General features: G+C 67.1%; 17 protein-coding genes. 11 read left to right on the top strand and 6 right to left on the bottom strand.

Features of this window, described 5'->3' with window-relative positions:
* Window positions 1–2: 2 nt before the first annotated feature.
* The 3 genes from ahcY (at window position 3) to G333_RS0104735 (ending at window position 3,117) form a co-directional block, all read left to right on the top strand.
* The gene (gene ahcY, locus G333_RS0104745; RefSeq protein WP_018937383.1) at window positions 3–1,415 is read left to right on the top strand and encodes an adenosylhomocysteinase; all 1,413 of its coding nucleotides are present in this window, start codon (window positions 3–5) and stop codon (window positions 1,413–1,415) included.
* Window positions 1,416–1,510: 95 nt separating this feature from the next.
* On the top strand, window positions 1,511–2,365 hold the full coding sequence (metF, locus tag G333_RS0104740) for a methylenetetrahydrofolate reductase [NAD(P)H] (protein WP_018145135.1): 855 nt from the start codon (window positions 1,511–1,513) through the stop codon (window positions 2,363–2,365).
* A gap of 5 nt (window positions 2,366–2,370) precedes the next feature.
* Window positions 2,371–3,117: a 16S rRNA (uracil(1498)-N(3))-methyltransferase gene (locus G333_RS0104735; RefSeq protein ID WP_019627806.1), complete on the top strand. Its 747-nt coding sequence runs from the start codon at window positions 2,371–2,373 to the stop codon at window positions 3,115–3,117.
* Between the two features lie 54 nt (window positions 3,118–3,171).
* Here G333_RS0104735 and G333_RS0104730 read toward each other — a convergent pair whose 3' ends face one another.
* Genes G333_RS0104730 through pilG form a run of 6 tightly spaced genes read right to left on the bottom strand, consistent with a single transcriptional unit; the run spans window position 3,172 to window position 12,952 of the window.
* Window positions 3,172–3,663 carry a hypothetical protein gene (locus tag G333_RS0104730; RefSeq protein ID WP_019627805.1) on the bottom strand — a complete coding sequence of 164 codons (492 nt, stop codon included), beginning with the start codon at window positions 3,661–3,663 and terminating at the stop codon, window positions 3,172–3,174.
* Complete coding sequence (locus G333_RS0104725; RefSeq protein ID WP_019627804.1) at window positions 3,660–9,407, bottom strand: Hpt domain-containing protein; 5,748 nt, start codon at window positions 9,405–9,407, stop codon at window positions 3,660–3,662. Before G333_RS0104725 ends, G333_RS0104730 begins: the two co-directional genes overlap by 4 nt.
* A gap of 15 nt (window positions 9,408–9,422) precedes the next feature.
* Window positions 9,423–11,510, bottom strand: coding sequence for a methyl-accepting chemotaxis protein (locus G333_RS0104720; protein WP_019627803.1), 2,088 nt, complete (start codon window positions 11,508–11,510; stop codon window positions 9,423–9,425).
* A 39-nt stretch (window positions 11,511–11,549) separates the two neighbouring features.
* On the bottom strand, window positions 11,550–12,128 hold the full coding sequence (locus G333_RS0104715; RefSeq protein WP_018145130.1) for a chemotaxis protein CheW: 579 nt from the start codon (window positions 12,126–12,128) through the stop codon (window positions 11,550–11,552).
* Window positions 12,125–12,490: a PleD family two-component system response regulator gene (locus G333_RS0104710; protein WP_018145129.1), complete on the bottom strand. Its 366-nt coding sequence runs from the start codon at window positions 12,488–12,490 to the stop codon at window positions 12,125–12,127. Before G333_RS0104710 ends, G333_RS0104715 begins: the two co-directional genes overlap by 4 nt.
* 45 nt (window positions 12,491–12,535) lie before the next feature.
* Window positions 12,536–12,952: a twitching motility response regulator PilG gene (gene pilG / locus G333_RS0104705; RefSeq protein ID WP_018175663.1), complete on the bottom strand. Its 417-nt coding sequence runs from the start codon at window positions 12,950–12,952 to the stop codon at window positions 12,536–12,538.
* Between the two features lie 183 nt (window positions 12,953–13,135).
* On the opposite strand from pilG, the gene gshB reads away from it, so the two are divergent.
* The 8 genes from gshB to pyrR all read left to right on the top strand — a co-directional run bounded on the left by gshB (window position 13,136) and on the right by pyrR (window position 18,674).
* Window positions 13,136–14,086: a glutathione synthase gene (gene gshB, locus G333_RS0104700; protein ID WP_038038014.1), complete on the top strand. Its 951-nt coding sequence runs from the start codon at window positions 13,136–13,138 to the stop codon at window positions 14,084–14,086.
* A 5-nt stretch (window positions 14,087–14,091) separates the two neighbouring features.
* Window positions 14,092–15,129, top strand: a complete 1,038-nt coding sequence (locus tag G333_RS0104695; protein WP_019627802.1) for an FAD:protein FMN transferase — start codon at window positions 14,092–14,094, stop codon at window positions 15,127–15,129.
* The gene (locus G333_RS0104690) at window positions 15,126–15,500 is read left to right on the top strand and encodes a NusG domain II-containing protein (protein ID WP_018937388.1); all 375 of its coding nucleotides are present in this window, start codon (window positions 15,126–15,128) and stop codon (window positions 15,498–15,500) included. The genes G333_RS0104695 and G333_RS0104690 overlap by 4 nt, the downstream gene beginning before the upstream one ends.
* Before the next feature lie 10 nt (window positions 15,501–15,510).
* Window positions 15,511–16,059, top strand: a complete 549-nt coding sequence (locus G333_RS0104685) for a Gx transporter family protein (protein ID WP_019627801.1) — start codon at window positions 15,511–15,513, stop codon at window positions 16,057–16,059.
* 156 nt (window positions 16,060–16,215) lie between these two features.
* Window positions 16,216–17,088 carry an energy transducer TonB gene (locus G333_RS0104680; protein WP_026340882.1) on the top strand — a complete coding sequence of 291 codons (873 nt, stop codon included), beginning with the start codon at window positions 16,216–16,218 and terminating at the stop codon, window positions 17,086–17,088.
* Between the two features lie 91 nt (window positions 17,089–17,179).
* Window positions 17,180–17,758 carry a YqgE/AlgH family protein gene (locus G333_RS0104675; protein ID WP_018937391.1) on the top strand — a complete coding sequence of 193 codons (579 nt, stop codon included), beginning with the start codon at window positions 17,180–17,182 and terminating at the stop codon, window positions 17,756–17,758.
* Window positions 17,759–17,760: 2 nt separating this feature from the next.
* Window positions 17,761–18,156 carry a Holliday junction resolvase RuvX gene (ruvX, locus tag G333_RS0104670; protein ID WP_019563071.1) on the top strand — a complete coding sequence of 132 codons (396 nt, stop codon included), beginning with the start codon at window positions 17,761–17,763 and terminating at the stop codon, window positions 18,154–18,156.
* Window positions 18,153–18,674: a bifunctional pyr operon transcriptional regulator/uracil phosphoribosyltransferase PyrR gene (gene pyrR, locus G333_RS0104665; RefSeq protein ID WP_018145120.1), complete on the top strand. Its 522-nt coding sequence runs from the start codon at window positions 18,153–18,155 to the stop codon at window positions 18,672–18,674. Before ruvX ends, pyrR begins: the two co-directional genes overlap by 4 nt.
* The last annotated feature ends 14 nt before the right edge of the window (window positions 18,675–18,688 follow it).

Here is an 18,688-nt window from a genome sequence, read left to right as displayed (position 1 = left end):
CCATGAATGCTGTGATGAACGACAAAAAGACCACCGATTACGTCGTCAAGGACATTAACCTTGCCGAATTCGGCCGCAAGGAAATTGCGATTGCCGAGACCGAAATGCCCGGCCTGGTCCAGACTCGCGAAGAGTACGCGGCCTCCAAGCCGCTGAAGGGCGCCAAGATTGCCGGCTCCCTGCACATGACCATCCAGACGGCTGTGCTGATCCAGACCCTGGAAGCCCTGGGTGCCGACGTGCGCTGGGCCTCCTGCAACATCTACTCCACCCAGGACCACGCCGCGGCCGCGATTGCCGACGCCGGCACCCCGGTCTTCGCCGTGAAGGGCGAGACCCTGGAAGAGTACTGGGACTACTGCCACCGCATCTTCGAATTCGACGGCGGCGCCAACATGATCCTGGACGATGGCGGTGACGCCACGCTGCTCCTGCACATCGGCGCCAAGGCCGAGAAGGACCAGTCGGTCATCTCCAACCCGGAGAACGAAGAAGAAGTCGCCCTGTTTGCCTCGATCAAGGATCGCCTGGCCAAGCAGCCGACCTGGTACTCCGAACAGCTCGCCAAGATCAAGGGCGTGACCGAAGAGACCACCACCGGTGTGCATCGCCTGTACCAGATGGCGAAAGACGGCGAACTGGCCTTCCCGGCGATCAACGTCAATGACTCGGTCACCAAGTCCAAGTTCGACAACCTGTACGGCTGCCGCGAGTCCACCGTGGACTCCATCAAGCGCGCCACCGACGTCATGATCGCCGGCAAGATCGCCGTGGTCTGCGGCTACGGTGACGTCGGCAAGGGTGCCGCCCAGTCGCTGGCCGGCCTCGGTGCCACCGTGTGGATCACCGAAATCGACCCGATCTGCGCCCTGCAGGCCGCGATGGAAGGTTTCCGCGTCGTCACGATGGAAGACGCGGCCGACAAGGCCGAGATCTTTGTCACCGCGACCGGTAACAAGGACGTGATCACCGAAGATCACATGACCCGCATGAAGAACCAGGCCATCGTCTGCAACATCGGTCACTTCGACTCCGAGATCGCCGTGGCCGCGATGCGCAAGTACGAGTGGGAGAACATCAAGCCGCAGGTTGACCACATCATCCTGCCGAATGGCAACCGGATCATCATGCTGGCCGAAGGCCGCTTGGTGAACCTGGGCTGCGGTACCGGCCATCCGAGCTTCGTGATGTCCAACTCCTTCACCAACCAGACCCTGGCTCAGATCGAGCTGTGGACCAAGGGTGACCAGTACGACAAGAACGTCTTCGTGCTGCCGAAGCACCTGGACGAGAAGGTCGCACAGCTGCACCTGTTCAAGCTGGGCGCCAACCTGACCCGTCTTACCGACGATCAGGCGAAGTACCTGGGTATGTCGGCGGATGGCCCGTTCAAGCCGGAACACTACCGCTACTGATCGGCCAGCCTCACATTTCAATTCGTTGGTAATGTGAACGCCGAGGCGGGCCGCATGTTCGTGCGGTCCGCCTTCTTTTTGTCTGGAGGACAAACATGTCTGCACAAGAACGCGTCTACAGCGTTGAATTTTTCCCGCCCAAGGACGAGGCCGGAGCCGAACGCCTGGCCAAGGCCCGCAAGCGTCTGGGCGCACTGAATCCCGAGTTCTATTCCGTCACCTTCGGCGCCGGGGGATCCACCCGCGACCGCACCCTGGAGACGGTCCGGGACATCATCGACAACGATGGCATCCCCGCCGCCCCGCATGTCTCCTGCATTTCGTCGACCAAGGACGAGCTGCGGGACCTGCTGTCGACCTACCGCGATTCCGGGGTCAAGCGCATTGTGGCGCTGCGCGGCGACCTGCCGTCCGGCACCAAGCATTCCGGCGGTGATTTCCGTTATGCCTCCGAGCTGGTGGAGTTCGTCCGCGCCGAGTTCGGCGACCAGTTCAAGATCGAGGTCGCGGCCTATCCGGAGTTCCATCCGCAGGCACCGAATGCCGAGAAGGACCTGGAGAACTTCAAGACCAAGGTGGATGCTGGCGCCGACGCCGCGATCACCCAGTACTTCTACAATCCGGACGCCTACGTCGCCTTCATGGAACGGGTAGAGAAGATGGGCATCACAATCCCGATCATTGCCGGGATCATGCCGATCACCAACTACACCCAGATCGTGCGCTTCTCCGAGATGTGCGGCGCCGAGATCCCGCGCTACATCCGCAAGCGGATGGAAGCCTATGGCGACGACAAGGAATCGATCCGCAAATTCGGGATCGAGGTCGCCACGCGTCTGACCGACGACCTGCTCGATAACGGCGCGCCTGGAATCCACTTCTATTCGATGAACCAGGCCGGACCGACCGAACAGATCTGGAAGGCCCTGGACCTCGACAACCGGAAGTAGACGGCATGCGCTGCCCCCGGCTGCTGCTCGAATCCGAGGCACTGGCCGCGGGGCAGTCGCTCCCCGCCCCACAGGACCGGCTGCATTACGCCACCACCGTCCTGCGTCTGAAAAGCGGTGCCCCCTGCCGCGTCTTCGACGGCCTCGGCAACGAATTCGACGCGACCCTCGAACTCACCGACCGACGCCACGGCACCTTCCATCTGGGCGAACGTGCCGCCGCCCCGACCCATCCCGCGTTTCCGATCCACCTGCTGCAGGGCGTGGCCCGCGGCGACCATATGGACCTGGCCATTCAGAAGGCCGTGGAGCTCGGCGTTCAGTCCATCCGCCCGGTGCTGTGCGAGCGCTCGCGTTCGGCTGCCGCCCACAAGGGACTGGAGAAGCGCCAGCGGCACTGGCAGGGCATCCTGCAGGCCGCTGTGGAGCAATGCGGCCGCAATGAACTGCCCGCGCTACATCAACCGGCCCTGCCCGCGGCCGCACTCGCGGAATGCCCGGACAGCCTCGGGCTGCTCGCCGAGGAAGGCGCGCCCGGGCTGGACGACCGCCTGGTCGCCCACGGGCACCCGCCCGGCGCAGTGGCGCTGTATATCGGACCGGAAGGGGGGCTAACGCCTGCGGAGCGCGAGCAGGCCCGGGAAGGTGGATTTCTGGGCGTCGGCATGGGCCCGCGGACCCTGCGCACCGAGACGGCCGCAATGGCCCTGATCACCCTGGTACAGGCGCGTCTCGGGGACCTTCGAGGCTAGTCACAACAGGCGGGAACCGCCCCGGTGGGGTCGTCACGAGTCGCCGCCACATGATCAGGCTGGCTGCGTCTCCGCAAGGTCAAGCAGACGCTGCTCGAGGGTATCCAGTCGAAGCAAGTGAGTCGTCACGCCCGAGGCCTTCACCCGCCAGGACCACGGAGTGGCGTCGACGTCCTCCAGCGCATAGATATTCTGCGCGGTGATCTGCACCGGATGCGGCGTACCGCGAACCTCCAGGGCATAAAACGGCAGGTGATCCGGCTGCATCACCGCCTGCATCACCAGAAGCCGGGTGAACCGCCGGCGATCCTCGCCGCTGTCGCGGCCCGGATCCAGCAACTGGTTCACGTTGATCACCGGCACCTGCACGTCCTGCCAGACCAGGCTGGGCTGCAGCCAGGGGACATCCGGATGCTCGGATTCCTGCTGGACGGCCCCGGCGCGGGTGGTCACCTCGAGAAAGGCGCTGCGGGGCAGCAGGATGGAGCCGCTATCCAGCTGAACGATCACCGCCTCGACGGCCTGACCCTGTGCTTCCTCGCTCATGCCAGTATCCCTTCGAGTTGCTCGCGGATCGCGTTCAGCAGGTCATTCTCCAGATACGGTTTCCCGAGATAACCGTTGACCCCGAGACGGTTGGCTCGCTCGCGGTGCTTGGTCCCGCTGCGCGAGGTGATCATGATGATGGGCACCCCCCCGAAGTCCGGATGATCGCGCACGTGGGCGGCGAACTCGAAGCCGTCCATGCGCGGCATCTCCACGTCCAGCAGGATCAGCTGCGGGCGCCGCTCGTCCAGCAGGCCCACCGCATCGAGACCGTCACGGGCCGTGACCACGTCGTAGCCGTGGCGCGTCAGCAGGCGCGCGGTGACCTTGCGAATGGTAATCGAGTCATCCACCACCATGATCCGTTTCGCGCTCGCCGTCTCGACAACAGCCTGCGGCGCCTCCGCCAGGGACGCCGTCGCGGAGGCAAACCGCACCAACATGCTCAGATCAAGAATCAGCATGACCGAACCATCGCCCTGGAGGGTGGCACCGGCCACACCCGGGATACGACTGAGGACCGGGCCCACCGACTTCACCACAACCTCCTGACTACCCAGCAGGCCGTCAATGCGCAACGCGATACGCTGATCATCGGCGCGCACGAGCAACAACGGGAACGGATGATCCGGCAAGTGTTCGACGCCCGCCTGACTCTCCACACCCATCAAGTCACCGAGCCCGCGCACTGCGTAGTCCTGACCGATGTAGTTGTAGATTGCCTCGTCGTCCCGGCGATCGATCTCCTCGGCTCGCGCGCGAACCACGCCCTCCACCGAGGCCATCGGGACGGCAAAGGTTTCTTCGCCCACCTGCACCAGCAAGGCCTGCGAGATCGCCAGGGTGAACGGCAGGCGCATGATGAAACGCGAGCCCTTGCCTGGCGTCGACTGGATCTCCAGCGTGCCGCCCAGCTGTTTCACGTCGCTGTTCACCACGTCCAGGCCAACGCCGCGCCCCGCCACCTGCGAGACTTCGGCGGCGGTGGAGAAACCGGACTGCAGGATGAGCTGCAGGGCCTGGGCATCCGTGACCTCGGCATCCGCCGCGATGAGCCCGCGCTCCGCCGCGCGCGCCCGGATCGCCTCGGCATCGATGCCCCGACCGTCATCCGTGACCTGCAACCGGATCTCGCTGCCGGACTGCTCCAGACTGACATCGATCTGGCCCTGCGCCGGCTTGTGTGCCTGTTCCCGCTCGGCAGCGCCTTCGATACCGTGCGCAATGGCATTGCGCAGCAGGTGCTCCAACGGCGACACCAGGCGTTCCAGCAGGGCACGGTCCAGCTCGGCCCCCTGGCCGGTGAACTCGACGCGGACCTGTTTGCCCAGGTCCTCGCCCGCCTGGCGTACCACCCGTCGTAGCCGCGGCGCCATACGCGCGAAACGCACCATGCGCTGACGCATCAACTGGTCCTGCAGATCGGTTCCCACGCGCCGCTGCTGCAGAAGGATGCCCCCGGCATTCTGCAACTCGTCACCGACTTCCTGCTTCAGGGCCTCGAGGTCACTGACACTCTCGGCGAGCGCGCGGGACAGCTGCTGGATGCCGGAATAGCGGTCCATTTCCAGCGGATCGAAGTCGAGGGCGTCCTCCCCACTCTCCTCCTCCACCCGGAACAGGATCTGGGTCTCGGTTTCGATCTCGAGCTTGCGCAGCTGGTCGCGCAGACGGGCGATGGTGCGCTCCAGTTCGTCGACCTGGCTCTCGACCCGCCCAACCGTCTGTTCGAAGCGGCGATGGAAGGTCGCCAGCTCGCCGGCATTGTTCACCAGGCTGTCGAGGACCTCGGCATCCATGCGCACCTGGTCCTGGATCCGCCGGCCCTCGGTCTCCGGCGTCTCGTGGCTGCGCCGGTCCGTCTCCGCTCGGGCCTCCTCGACCACCAGATCCTTCCCGGAGGTGGCTTCGGCTTCGGAGTCGTCGCTCTCAAACGTATCCGTCTCGGGCTCCGCTTCGGTCGATTCGGCGTCCGCTTCACCCCCGGCCCAGGCGCGCAGCGCGGGCAGCGATTCGCTGGCCGATTCATCCATCTGCCAGGCCCCGACCCCGCGCTCGACCAGGCGCTGTACGTCGCTCAAGGCCCGCTCGGTAAGCTGGAAGAAGCCGTCGCGCGGCTCCAGACCGGTCTCGGTCTCCACACTCAACGCACTTTCCAGGGCGTGCGCAATGGCTCCGACCACGGTGAAACCGGCCATGCGGGCGCTGCCCTTCAGGGTGTGCACTTCGCGCTGGAAGGCATTCTGATCGGGCCCCGGGCGCCCCCCAGTCTCGCGCCAGCCATTCAGGGCCGTGAACGCAGACTCGAGGATATCGCGCGCCTCCTCGATGAAGACCTCGGCAAACTCCCAGTCGATCTCCGGTTCCGGTTCCGGCTCTGCGGTCGACTCGGCGACATCGAGGTCGTCGAAGTCGGGCGACTCTTCCTCGCTGGCATCAGCTTCTGTTCGCAGCAGCTGTTCCGCGGTCGCATTATCCAGCAGGGCATAGACCTCGGGGGCCCAGGGCGGCGGGTCCAGGACCTTGAGCGGGTCCGGTGCCTCGTCGCCGACTGCATCGGCCACGTACGTCTCCAGCTGCCGCAGCAACTCGATGGCCTGCGGCAGCAGCGCCCATTCCATGTCGCGATGGATCCGGATCAGCCGTTCGAACGGTCCGCACACCGAATAAATGCCACGAATATCGGCCGTCCGGGCGCTGCCGTTCAGGGTATGCAGCGCCCGCTCGAGGTCATGATTCGGGACCCGGTCCGGGCGCCACTGGGACTCGTCCAGCCAACCACGCAGCGCGAGCAGATGGACCTGCGCCTCAGCGGCAAACACCTGCCACAGCTGGGGATCCGTGTCCATGCGAGCGGCCACAGGCTCGGACGGGAGCTCCGGCTCTTCAGCCTCGGCCTCTCCGTCGACAGGACCTTCGAGGGCGCCCTCCTCGACGGCGCCGGAATCCTCCCCGACCTCGACCCCAACATCCGGGGCCATCGTGTCGCCCTCGGTCAGCGCCTCTTCGGTCACCTCGAAGGCATCGGCGGGAAGCTCCAGGGCGTCAAGATCCAGCGGTTCAGCAGACCGCTCAGCCGCCGGCGGCTCTTCCGTCTGCCACGGCGAATCCAGGGTTCCGCCGTACTCGGACTCGGCGGATTCCGTTTTGTCGGTCGCCGCCGCAAGGGCATCCGGCGGCAGATCGGGCACAAAGGCGCCCGGCTCCTGCAGGAGCTCGTCGACCGCCTCGTCCTGGTCGGGGGCTGCCGTCTCGGCGCCTGCGAACGAATCCGGTGCGTCCAGTTCGTCGAGGGTGCGCGCCAGGGCCTCGAACTCCGCGTCCGCCCCCGGCGGCGCAGCGCGCACAGCCGCCTCGTCATCTTCCGTTTCGGCCTCGTCGGGTTCCGGCTCGCCGGCGGCCAGAGCCCGCAGACGCAGGGCAATGTCCAGAACCGGCGTAACCGGCCCGGTATCGTCACGCACCTCCGCGACCAGTCCGGGCAGGACGCCGATGCCATCCTCGATGACCTGCAACGTGGCGTGGTCCGCCTCCTGGCCGGAATCCAGCTGGCGGTTGAGGAACGACTCCACGGCCCAGGCGAATTCGCCCAGACGCAAGGCGCCGGCCAACCGGCCCGACCCTTTCAGCGTGTGGAAGGAACGGCGAATGACCGAGAGGCTGTCGAGATCGGCCGGGTTGGCCTGCCAGCGCGGGAAGTGTTCGCCCAGACTGGCTACCTCCTCGTCCGCCTCCTCGAGGAAGATTTCCAGGATTTCCAGGTCCACATCGGGACCGCGGACCTGCTCCGCCAGCACGGTGTCGTCGAAAGGCAATGAATCGCGGCCGGCCGCGGGCAGCGGGCTCGCCGGCTGCACGACAGGCGCCGCATCGGCATCGGCATCGGCATCGGCATCGGCATCGGCATCGGCATCGGCATCGGCATCGGCGGCGAGCGTGTCCAATGGATCTTCGTCAGGTTCATCGCCGGGTGTGCCGAGATCGAAAACCGGAGGCTCGGCGAGGCCGGCGGGGTCCGCTTCAGCCCCGGTGTCTGCCGCCGGCGCATCCGGGGCCGCAGCCAGACGGACGGCGGCGACATCGCCGCCGCCGGAGATCGCACCAATGCGCTGCAGGGCCGCAATCCCCCGCTCGTGAACACTGTCCAGCTCACGCCAGGGCTGTCCGGAAGACTCCAGGGCGACCTCGATACTGCTAAGGACCTCGGCAAGGGCGTCGATCTCGCCTTCGTCGAGTTCGGCCGCTGCCATGCCGGCGCGGGAATCGAGATGACGGATCAGCGGGCCCAGCAGGGCGTGCAGGGCCTCGAAGCCGGACATCGACATCGCGCCCTCGATCCGGCGCAGCCCCTCGCGGGCCTCGTCGAGTCCATCGCCAGAGGCGTCCGCGCCGGCATCAAGGAATCCGAGGAAGATGTCGCGGACCCGGCGCACATCCACCAGGGCCTCCTTGTAGACGGCCGCCGCCAGCGCGCGATCGAATTCGGCCTGGGGCGAGGGGCTGGCGCTCTTGCGGCGCAGACCCGATTCCAGCAGGGACTCCAGCGCCAGCAGGTGCTCCGCCAGCACCATGTCGACCTGTTCATCCGCCGCGCCCGCGCGCTCGGGAGTAAGCGATGCCATCAGGGCGTCGGTGTGGTCCTGTCCGGCATCCAGCCCGAGAAGACTGAGTGTCGAGCCAATACGCTCGACCTGCCCGCGCAGGCTCTCGAGGTCTTCGACACCCCGCACCTGTGACCGCATCAAGACATCCAGCCGCTCGCGGACCTCGGCAAGGTCGTCTTCCAGGGCCTGGCGCAGGTTGTCGTAGACCGAACGGCCCACCCCGGTACCACCTTCCACGAGGCTCAACTGGTCGAGCCCGAATACCTCGCGCACGGCGAGGGTCTGTTCGCCCTCGGAGGTTGCACAGGCAACGTGGAACAGAAGGGTCTTGATCAGGTCGGGCGATGCCTCGTATTCCGGTTCCGATCCGGCATTACCGGCCTCCACATGGGCCGACAAGGCGTTCAGATAGCGTCCGAGTTCGCGATCGACCCGGCCGACCAGTCGGCGCACGTCGGTATCGGCTTCAACACCGCCCTCGGCGACCGCCTCGAGCATCGCACCGGCGACCCAGAACAAGCGCCGGGCCTCGCCCGCCGGAACGGCCTCCTCCACCACGCGGGCAGTCGCCTGCATTCGGGCGGCTGGTTCGGTCGCATCTTCGCCGCGCACCAATTCCAGCAGATCGCGCTGAAAGCGCCGACGCGCCTGTTGCAGCAGCGGGACGCGAGATGCCGGATCGAGCACATCGCCACCCGAGCCTACACGCTCGTCGTCCACTGTCTGCGGGTCCGGCATCAATGCCGCGACATCCAGCAGCAACGAAGCGCCGCGACTGGTGCGCAACTCATTCAGCAGAGGGACAAGGATCATGGGCGACGGCAATTCGCCATCGCCCTCGTTCTCGAGGTAGTCGGGCAGCTGCAGGGCGGCCCGCAGCAGCGGCTCGGTGGCGGCCACATTCGGCTCGTCAGCGCGTTCGATCTGCCCCAGGACCTGCAACATCTCGTCGCAGATCAGGACCACGCTGTCGACCTGGACCATGACCAGGGTGTTGCGGATCTGTTCGACACGACTGCGCGCCTCGGCCAGACAATCGCTACAGCCCGGATCGTCGGAGTACCGTCGCAACGCGTCCTGGACCTCGACAAACAGCTTGTCGAGTTCGTCGCGGACCCAGTTCAGTGCGCTGGATGCCATCGGCCGCGTCCGCCGTCAGGCTCGTTGTTCGTCGGAAGAGGTCGGATCGGGGTCGGAAGCCGGCTCCCCCTCGATCGCAGCATCGACGCGTTCGGTGGTGCCGCCCGGCTCCGGCAGCTTGAAGTCCGATACCGAGGACTGCAGCTGGGCCGAGAGCTGGGCCAGGTCGCCGATCGCCGCCGCGGTGGACTGGGTCCCCTGCGTGGTCTCGGAGGTAATCTCGCGGATCTGGGCCATGATGGAGGTCACGTCCTGCGCCATCTCGGACTGCTTGCGCGCCGACGAGGAGATCCCGTCGATCAGATCCGCCAGATCACTGGAGACCTGCTCGATCTCGGACAGCGCCTCGCCCGCGGCCTGGGCCAGTTCGGCCCCCTGCACCACGTTGGCGGTACTTTGTTCCATGGAGCTCACGGCCTCGCTGGTATCGGCCTGGATGGCCTTGACCAGCCCCTCCACCTGACGGGTTGCACTGGAGGAGCGCTCCGCAAGGCGCTGGACCTCATCCGCCACCACCGCGAAGCCGCGACCGGCCTCGCCCGCGGCGGAGGCCTGGATCGCGGCATTCAGTGCGAGCACGTTGGTCTGTTCGGCGATGTCGTTGATCAGGCCGATGATGTCGCCAATCTCCTGCGACGATTCACCCAGGCGCTTGATCCGTTTCGCCGTCTCCTGGATTTGTTCGCGGATGTTGTCCATGCCCTCGATGGAACGGCGCACGGTGCCCGCCCCGCGGGATGCAATCTCCACCGAGTTACGTGCCACGGAGGCCGACTGTTCGGCATCCTGGGCGACCTTGTCGACCGAGCCCGACACCTCCTCGATCGCGTCGTCCGCGCGCTGGATCTCGCGGGCCTGTTCTTCCGACTTCTCGGCCAGCCCCAGCACCTGGGACCGCGTGGAAGCCGAGGATTCGCTGATATCGGCCGCCACCGTGTTGATGGTCGCGACCAGGGTGCGCAGGTTCTCGATCGCGTAATTCATCGAGTCCGCGATGGCCCCGGTGAAGTCCTCGGTCACCGTCGCGTTGACCGTGAGGTCGCCATCCGCAAGGTTCATCATTTCATCGAGCAGGCGCAGGATTGCCTGCTGGTTGCGTTCATTCTGCGCCTCGGTCTCGGCCAGCTCGCGCTTGGTATCGCGGTAGAGGAACAGACCCATCGCGATCAGCAGCAGCAGCGCGAGGCCACCGAAGCCGAACCCGATGAGCGCGACCAAGCCCGCGCGTTCGGCCTCAACGGTGATGGCGTTTTCGAAGTCCCCGGTGGTCTCCAGCATCGCGCCACTGCTGGCCTCGACATTGGAGGCCGCCGCATTGACCTCGAACACCTGGGTGGAGGTATCCAGAACGCCTTCCACGGCCTCGCTAAAGGCGACGAACAGCGTGGCGATCTCCATCAGCAAGGCACGCGCTTGCGGGTCATCGACCGGTTCGACCCCCAGCGGGGCGAACCCCTCGATCAGGCCGTCCAGCACGCGGCCGTACAACGTTGCATCACGCTCGAAGCGCTCGATCGCCGGGGCCGCCTCGGCGCCCCCCTGGAGCACGCGACCCAGGCTGTTGGCAATACGCTGAATCAGCATGGTCTGGCGCGCCGCCACATAGACCTGCTCCGGCGGCTCGCCGATCCGGGTCATGCGCCGCACCACATCGTCGGACAGGCGCGAGAGCTCCGGCGAAAACGCGGCCACCGCATCGGAGAATTCCGTGATCAACTGGATGTCCGAACGCCCGAGGATGACCGTGTTGATGTTGTCCCGGTACGCCGACCATTCGCGATCCACCGCGGCGATATCCTCTTGCAAGGGTTCCGGAAGTGGCTGCAGACCGTCACCCCCCTGGCGGATTCGATCCAGGCGGGCCTCGAAGTCATCGCGCAGGGACTGCAGATCGCGGAATCCCTGCTCGGAGCTGGTGGCCGCCTCCAGCGAGCTGGTGGCGAGACGCTGCGACAACAGACGCAAGTCATTGGCCAGCGCGATCCGGTCACGGTACTGACTCTGCTCGTACTCGTGGTAGGTAAAGGCCCCGCCTGTCGCGATCAGGGCCAGCACCAGCAAGCCCCCGAGGACGAAGTTACGTGCGCGACGACTCGATCCCATCAGTTCATACTCCCTGTCGCAGCACCGCGAACCCCGTCATCAGACGGTAGCTGCGGACTGTTCGCTATTGGATGCACCGGCCAAGCCCGTGCCGGTAAAGCGATTGTTGTCATTGAGTAGCAGGTCCAGATCCAGCACCGGGTGCAACCGGTGCCCGAGATCGAATCCGCCAGTAATAAAGGGTCGGACGGCCTCGGGTACCGAGACCTCCAGGCGCCGTTGGGAGGGGATGCAACGGCGCATCCCCTCGACCTGGCTGACCAGAAGCCCGGCCATGCCCTGGCCCTGAGGTGCCACCACGATGCGCTGCCCGGTCGCGTCGTCCGGCAATGGCCGGTCCAGCAGCAGCCTGCCCATGTCGAAGACCGGCAGCACCAGCCCCCGCAGATTGCCCACGCCGAGCACGGCGGAATCCGCCAGCGGCACGCGGGTCAGCGCCATCGGGTCGGCGACCTCCGCGATCGAATCCATATCGACCAGGAAGCGGAAATCGCCAACCCGCAACAGGACGCCGCGCCAGCCGGTGCCGATGTCCCGCCGCAATTCGCGATTGACGCGGCGCCCTTCACGATCAAGGCTCGCAATCAGCGCAAACGGCGAGGACAGGTCGGTCTTCATGCCGACAGATATTTCCCGATGGTGGCCAGCAGGTCCTTCTCGACCACTGGCTTGGTGATGTAGTCGCGAGCCCCCTGACGCATCGCCCAGACCCGGTCGGTGGCCTGATCCTTGGTGCTGACCACAACCACCGGGACATGCGCGGTTTCATCCGCCTGGGAAAGCTGACGCGTGGCCTGGAAGCCATTCAGGCCCGGCATCACCACATCCATCAGGACCAGATCCGGCACCTGCGACTTGGCGGCGGCCACCCCATCCTCGCCACTTTCGGCGGTGGTCACCGAGTGCCCGTTTTTCTCGAGCATCGTGCGCAGGACATGGATTTCGGTCGGCGAATCGTCAACGATCAGAATGCGGGCCATGGGGTTCGTCTTTCCTTGGTTGGTGTGCAGTGGCGACGCTGTGCATCACGCCGCAGGACTGGCGTATCGGCGCATGGCGCCCAGGAGGTCATCCCGGGTAAACGGCTTGGTGAGGTAGTCTTCCGACCCCACAACGCGCCCCTTCGCCTTGTCGAACACGCTGTCCTTGCTCGACAGCATGATGATCGGCGTGGCACGGAATTCCCTGTTGTTCTTGATCAGTGCGCAGGTCTGGTAGCCATCCAGACGCGGCATCATGACGTCGATGAAGATAATGTCCGGGCGCGACTGCGCGACCTTGGACAGCGCTTCGAAGCCGTCCACGGCGGTGATGACTTCGGCCCCGTGCTTCTGCAGCAAGGATTCGGCGGTACGCCGAATGGTCTTGCTGTCATCGATCACCATGACCTTGAGCCCCTGAAACTCGGTGGCCGAGTCCGCTTCGGCAAGCGCGTTAGACACCTTTTCCCCCTGAGGTCATTTCGCCCCGAATCTAGCGGAACCGGGGCTCTGTGACAAACAGCACACAATGATATTGCATACCGGGGGCCGCAACGCGCGCGGCGCTGATCCAGCTTGCGGGGTCACCGACAGCCCCGGCGGGCATGGCATACTCCCCGGAACATCCCGTTCGTGCGAGGCAACGTGGCCCAGAACATCGCCATCCTGATGGACCCGATCGCGGGTATCAAACCGTGGAAGGACACCACCTTCGCCATGATGCTGGCAGCACAGGCCCGCGGCCATCGCCTGCACTACCTGGAGCCGGCCGACCTGTGGATCGAAGAGGGCCGGGCGGCGGCCCGGAGCCGCCCGATCGACGTGCACGACCGGCACGAGGACTTCTTCACCCTGGGCGAGCCCGTGACGGGTCCGGCGGCGCGCTTCGACCTGCTGCTGATGCGCAAGGACCCGCCGTTCGATCTGGAGTACATCTACGCGACCTACGCGCTCGAGCTCGCCGAGCGCGACGGCGTACGGGTATCGAACCGCCCGCAGGCCCTGCGCGACGTCAACGAGAAGGCCTTTACCGTCCACTTCCCCCAGTGCTGCCCGCCCACCTTGATTACCCGTGACCGGGGCCGGATCCGCGCCTTCCTCGAGGCGCAGGGAGACATCGTGGTCAAGCCACTGGACGGCATGGGCGGGGCCTCGATATTCCGTGTCCGCGAGGGCGACCCGAACACCTCGGTGATCCTCGAGACCATCACCGAGTTCGACCAGCGCAGCGTGGTCGCGCAGCGCTTCCTGCCGGAGTTCACTGCTGGGGACAAGCGCATCATCCTGATCGGTGGCGAGCCCTACGACCACGCCCTGGCCCGCATCCCGGCCGCGGGCGAAAGCCGCGCCAACCTGGCCGCCGGCGGCCGGGGCGAGGCCGTGCCCCTGACCGAACGCGATCGCTGGATCTGCCACGAAATCGCCCCGGAGTTGAAGGCCCGCGGGCTGGACTTCGTCGGCATCGACGTGATCGGGGACTCCCTGACCGAGATCAACGTCACCAGCCCCACCGGTGTCCGCGAACTGGACGCGGCAGGCGGCGACGACCTGGCCGGCCAGTACATCGACTACCTCACTCGCCCGATCGAAGGATGAGCGGCATGCGCTCCATATTGATTCGAACCCTGCCCCTGCTGCTCGCGGCCGCCCTGCTGGCCGCCTGCGGCCGCGAGGAACCGGATACGGAACAGCTTGGCTTTTACGCCTTCGGCACGCTGGTGGACATCAGCCTTTACCCGGCCGGCGAATACGACGTGGAGGCGATCGGGACCGCAGTTCAGGAGGAACTGGAAATCCTGCATACCTCTTGGCATGCATGGGAACCCGGGTCGCTCGGGCGCACCAACGAGCTACTCGCCCTGCAGGGCGAGTTCAGCGCCCCGCCGTCGGTGCTGCCGCTAATCGAGCACGGCCGCGAGATGGAGACGTTGAGCGACGGCCTGTTCAACCCCGCACTGGGCAAGCTGGTCGCCGCCTGGGGCTTCCATCAGGACGAACCCGGCGGCCCACCCCCGGACGAGGCCACCCTGGCCGAGCTGCTGGACGACCCGCCCCGCATGCAGGACATCGAACGCAACGGCGTGCGCCTGCGCGGGACGCACCCGGACCTGCAGCTCGACTTCGGCGGGCTGGCCAAGGGCCTGGCGGTGGAGCGCGTACTGGAGCTGCTGGCGGAACACGGCGTCGAGGCCGCGATCTTCAACGCCGGCGGCGACCTGATGACCCTGGGCCGACCCAGCGAACGGCCCTGGCGGGTGGGCATCCGTCATCCGCATGGCGGCGTGCTTGGCAGCATCGAACTGGACGCCGGCGAGGCCCTGTTCACCTCCGGCGACTACGAGCGCGGCTACGAGTGGGAAGGCGAGCGCATCCACCACGTCATCGACCCGCGCAGCGGCCGGCCGAGCCAGGGAATCGACAGCGCCACGGTGCTCCACCACGACCCGGCGCTGGCCGATGCCGCCGCCACCACGCTGATGATCGCCGGGCCCGACGCCTGGCCGGAGTACGCCCGCAAGATGGGCGTCGAGCAGGCCCTGGTGGTTCTCGGCGACCGCATCGAGGCCACGCCGGCGCTCGCCGAGCGCGTGCAACCCGGCCCCGACCGGGAGCCGTTCGTGGTGCGCGAACTGCCGTGAACCACAGGCTGCTGCGCTGGGGCGACACCCTGATCGGGGCTCTGGCTGCGGGGGTCGTAGTCGCGGCCTTCGTTTTCGCCTACAGCCCTTCGGGAGAGGCCCGGGTACTGATCATCAGCCAGGCCGGGGCCACCCCGCAGCACGAGCCGCTGGATCGGGCCCGGGTCCTCGAGATCCACGGTCCGGCCGGGATCACCCACATCGAGATCGAACCGGGCCGGGCCCGCTGCGCCGACTCCCCCGGGCGCCAGAACATCTGCGAGGCCAGCGGCTGGCTGCAGGCCCACGGCGAGGTCGCCGTGAGCCTGCCCAACCGGCTGACCCTCCAGGTCCTCGGCACGGAACCGGGCTTCGACAGCCTGCATTACTGATGCGCCCACGATGACCGGCGCCCCGCAGGCCGGGACCGACACCCGCGACCGCGCGATCGCCGCGCTGGCCGCCATTGCCATCGGGATCCAGATCCTCGAGGCCGCCATCCCCAGCCCGGTCCCGGGCATCAAGCCGGGCCTGGCCAACATCGTCACCCTGATCACCCTGCTGGTCCTCGGCTGGCGCGCGGCCGTCGCGGTCACCCTGATCCGGGTGGTCGGCAGCAGCCTGCTGCTGGGGACCCTGCTGAGCCCGGCATTCTGGCTGTCGCTGGCCGGCGCCCTGGCGAGCCTCGCCCTGCTGGCCGCCCTGCGCCCCTTCGCCCCCCGGCATGTCGGGCCGGTGGGCCTGGCCATCGCCGCCGCGATGGCCCACATCACCGGGCAGTTCCTGCTCGCCTGGGCAATCATCATCCCGCATCCCCACCTGCCCCTGGTGCTGCCGCCGCTGTTGCTCGCCGCCCTGATCACCGGCGGCCTGACCGGTATACTGACCGCCCACGTACTCGCCGACCCGCGAATCCAGCGCCATGTCCACAACCCCACGCCCAATCATTAACACCAACCCGGCCCGCCCCACGGGCCCCGGGGCCGTGTGCGTGCGCCGTGGGCCGGAGGGGGCATGACGGCGAATACCGCTTCGGACGCCCTCGCCGGACGGCCAGCCGGCACGCCCCCGCCGGAGGCGCCCCGCGTACAGGACCACCTGGGGACCATGATCTTCCTCGCGGTGGTCGCGCACGCGCTGATCATCCTGGGGATCGGCTTCGCGGTCGATCCGATCGAGGCACCCACCCGCGAGCCCCTGGACATCACCTGGGTCACCGACCCCGACGCCCCGCCACCGGAGCGGGATGAAGAGGTCGAGCACATCGCCACCCGCGACCAGGCTGCGAGCGGTGAAGGCGAGGAGGTCCGCGAGGCGCAGGCCCCGGATGCGGAGGATGCCGGCGTCGGCGAGCCCGCGCCGGAGGGGCTCGACGCACCCTTGCCGGAGGCCGGCCCGCTGATCATGGACCCGGCGCTCCCGGAGCCCGAGCCGGAACCCGATCAGGTCACCGCCGACACCCGGGACGAGCGTGCCGCGCCGCCCGAGGTCGCCGACCCCGAGCCGCTGGAATCCCCCGATGCCGAGGACCGGCCTTCCGCCGCGACGCTGATGAATCGCGGCCTGGAGAGCGCGCGTGCGGCACCGGCGGAAGAGCGCCAGACATTCTCCACCCGCGCCAGCCGCACCCGCTATCTGGACAGCCTGGCCGCGCGCAGCGCCCCCGAAGCCGCCTATCTGCAGGCCTGGATCAACAAGGTGGAACGCCTGGGCAACGTGAACTATCCGGACGAGGCGCGGCGCCGCGGCCTCTCCGGGACCCTGGTCCTGTCGGTCCGCCTGAACCCGGAGGGCGAACTAATCAACATCGAGGTCGCCCGCAGCTCGGGCGAGCCGGTCCTGGATCAGGCCGCCATCCGCATCGTGGAGCTGGCGGCCCCGTACGCGCCGTTCACCGAGGCGATGCGCGAGGAATACGACGAACTGGTGATCACCCGCACCTGGGCCTTCCGCCGCGACCAGATGGAACAGATCCGCTAGGGAGACACGAATTAACGGCGGCGCACACGGGATCGGGAAAACCGACCCGGCCTTCCTTGCGACCTGCAGAGTCAGCATCGATACTGGTGGCATGAAGCCGACGCCCGCCCGTCACGAGCCCGACTGCCTGCGCGATCACTTCCTGATCGCCATGCCGAGCCTGAACGATGGCTATTTCAGCCATGCGGTCACCTATATCTGCGATCACGACGAACAAGGTGCGCTGGGCCTGGTCATCAATCAGCCCACCGAGTTCTCCCTGCGCGAGCTGCTGGAACATGTGGAGCTGGAACCCGGCGAGGATCTGCCGGAGATGCCGGTCTATCGCGGCGGCCCGGTGCAGCCGGAACACGGTTTCGTTCTGCACTCCGCCGAGCAGACCTGGCGCGGCAGCCAGCCCATCACCGACTCCATCGTGCTGACCACCTCGCGCGACATCCTCGAGGCGATCAACGCGGGCCAGGGCCCGCGCCGGGTTCTGGTCGCATTGGGGCACGCTGGCTGGGGCCCCGGCCAACTGGAAAGCGAGCTGGCCGATAACGCTTGGCTCACCGCTCGCGCCGACGCGGACATCCTGTTTGATCGCGCCAGCGCCGAGCGCTGGCGCGCCGCCGCGGAACTGATCGGCATCGACGTCAACCTGATCAGTTCGGCCTCCGGCCACGCCTGACGGTGGGGCTGCTGGCGTTCGACTACGGGCGGCGCCGGATCGGGGTCGCGGTGGGCGAGGAACTCACGGGTTCCGCGCGCGGCCTGCGCACGCTCACCAACGATGCGCCCGCCCTGTGGCCCGCGATTGATGCCCTGGTCGCGGAATGGGGCCCGGAGGGGTTCGTGGTCGGCTGGCCAACCCAGGCCGATGGCAAACCCACGCCGCTGGCCCGACGTATCCGCGCCTTTGCGCGCACGCTCGAAGAGCGCTACGGGCAACCGGTATACTGGTGCGACGAGCACCTGACATCTCATCTGGCCCGCGAGCGACGCCGGCCGGGACGCCATGACCCGGGGCTGGACGCCCACGCCGCCGCGGTCATCCTCGAAGGCTGGTTTCTGGAGAATGCATCATGACGACACCGGACGTCCCGACCCTGCTCGACGACATGGCCGAGCAGGCCCGCCACTACCTGAAGACCCACGGGATCGCCGCACCCATCGTGGTCGGCATCCATTCCGGCGGGGTCTGGATCGCGGAGCACCTGCGCGAACGCCTGGGGGTGGAGCGCCCACTGGGCAAGCTGGACATCAGCTTCTACCGCGACGACTTCTCGCGTATCGGCATGCACCCGCAGGTGCGCCCGTCGGAACTGCCGGAAGATCTCGACGGGGAACACGTGCTGCTGGTGGATGACGTCCTGTACTCCGGCCGCACCATCCGCGCGGCGCTGAACGAGCTGTTCGACTATGGCCGCCCGGCCTCGGTGACCCTCGCGGTGCTGGTCGAGCGCGACGGGCGCGAGCTGCCGATCGCGGCGGCGATCGTTGGCGCCCACATGGAGCTCGGCAAGACCGAACAGATCAAGCTGCGCGGCCCCGAGCCACTGCGCCTGGAACGGGTGACGATCGATCCCGAGGACCTCAAGGCCTGACCCGCCGGATGCAC

The sequence above is a fragment of the Thioalkalivibrio sp. AKL10 genome (genome assembly GCF_000381845.1).
Classification (GTDB): Bacteria; Pseudomonadota; Gammaproteobacteria; order Ectothiorhodospirales; family Ectothiorhodospiraceae; genus Thioalkalivibrio; species Thioalkalivibrio versutus.
The sequence above is the reverse complement of the archived record's forward strand: the minus strand, read 5'-3'. Positions and strand labels throughout refer to the sequence as shown.

Excerpts from the sequence above, each read along its gene's own strand:
- G333_RS0104710 (WP_018145129.1), bottom strand. The coding sequence starts at position 12,490 with ATGGCCCGCATTCTGATCGTTGACGATTCGCCGACCGAAATCCATGTC.
- ahcY (WP_018937383.1), top strand. The coding sequence starts at position 3 with ATGAATGCTGTGATGAACGACAAAAAGACCACCGATTACGTCGTCAAG.
- G333_RS0104730 (WP_019627805.1), bottom strand. The coding sequence starts at position 3,663 with ATGAGCGAGGAAGCACAGGGTCAGGCCGTCGAGGCGGTGATCGTTCAG.
- G333_RS0104695 (WP_019627802.1), top strand. The coding sequence starts at position 14,092 with ATGCGCTCCATATTGATTCGAACCCTGCCCCTGCTGCTCGCGGCCGCC.
- G333_RS0104725 (WP_019627804.1), bottom strand. The coding sequence starts at position 9,407 with ATGGCATCCAGCGCACTGAACTGGGTCCGCGACGAACTCGACAAGCTG.
- G333_RS0104680 (WP_026340882.1), top strand. The coding sequence starts at position 16,216 with ATGATCTTCCTCGCGGTGGTCGCGCACGCGCTGATCATCCTGGGGATC.
- metF (WP_018145135.1), top strand. The coding sequence starts at position 1,511 with ATGTCTGCACAAGAACGCGTCTACAGCGTTGAATTTTTCCCGCCCAAG.
- G333_RS0104675 (WP_018937391.1), top strand. The coding sequence starts at position 17,180 with ATGAAGCCGACGCCCGCCCGTCACGAGCCCGACTGCCTGCGCGATCAC.
- pyrR (WP_018145120.1), top strand. The coding sequence starts at position 18,153 with ATGACGACACCGGACGTCCCGACCCTGCTCGACGACATGGCCGAGCAG.
- G333_RS0104735 (WP_019627806.1), top strand. The coding sequence starts at position 2,371 with ATGCGCTGCCCCCGGCTGCTGCTCGAATCCGAGGCACTGGCCGCGGGG.
- G333_RS0104720 (WP_019627803.1), bottom strand. The coding sequence starts at position 11,510 with ATGGGATCGAGTCGTCGCGCACGTAACTTCGTCCTCGGGGGCTTGCTG.
- G333_RS0104685 (WP_019627801.1), top strand. The coding sequence starts at position 15,511 with ATGACCGGCGCCCCGCAGGCCGGGACCGACACCCGCGACCGCGCGATC.
- G333_RS0104715 (WP_018145130.1), bottom strand. The coding sequence starts at position 12,128 with ATGAAGACCGACCTGTCCTCGCCGTTTGCGCTGATTGCGAGCCTTGAT.